Here is a 786-nt window from a genome sequence, read left to right as displayed (position 1 = left end):
TCAACCCCGACAGGCTGGCTTGGAAGGCCGGCAGGCTGCCCGAGAGTGCGGCGCTGAGGGTGGCGTTGAAGGCCGCCGAGAGGGCGGGGAAGGTGGCCGAGAAGCTGGCCGACAGGGCGGGGAAGACCGCGCTCAAGCCGGCCGTGAAGTTCTGCCCCGCGGTCAGCAGTGCACTTAGCGCGCCTTGTAGCGCGGGGGCGCCCGACAGCGCAGCGTTCAGGGCGGCGTTAAACGCCGCGCTCAACCCCGACAGGCTGGCTTGGAAGGCCGGCAGGCTGCCCGTCAGTGCGGCGCTGAGGGTGGCGTTGAAGGCCGCCGAGAGGGCGGGGAAGGTGGCCGAGAAGCTGGCCGATAGCGCGGGGAAGACCGCGCTCAAGCCGGCCGTGAAGTTCTGCCCCGCGGTCAGCAGTGCACTTAGCGCGCCTTGTAGGGCGGGGGCGCCCGACAGCACAGCGTTCAGGGCGGCGTTGAACGCCGCACTCAACCCCGACAGGCTGGCTTGGAAGGCCGGCAGGCTGCCCGTCAGCGCGGCGCTCAGGGTGGCGTTGAAGGCCGCCGACAGGGCCGGGAAGGTGGCCGAGAAGCTGGCCGACAGGGCGGGCAGGATGGCGCTGAATCCGGCGGCGAAGTTCTGACCTGCCGTGATCAAGGCGTTGAGGGCGCCTTGTAGGGCCGGGGCGCCCGACAGCGCGGCGCTCAACGCGGCGTTGAACGCTGCGCTGAGGCCGGACAGGCTGGCTTGGAAGGCGGGCAGGCTGCCCGAGAGTGCGGCGCTGAGGGTGGCGT

At 71.5% G+C, this 786-nt stretch carries 1 pseudogene; it reads right to left on the bottom strand.

Annotation, left to right across the window (positions count from 1 at the left end):
* A pseudogene (locus tag BST12_RS32625) lies at nt 1–786 on the bottom strand (hypothetical protein); the annotation flags it as partial.

The organism is Mycobacterium angelicum, from assembly GCF_002086155.1.
Classification (GTDB): domain Bacteria; phylum Actinomycetota; class Actinomycetes; order Mycobacteriales; family Mycobacteriaceae; genus Mycobacterium; species Mycobacterium angelicum.
The sequence above is the reverse complement of the archived record's forward strand: the minus strand, read 5'-3'. Positions and strand labels throughout refer to the sequence as shown.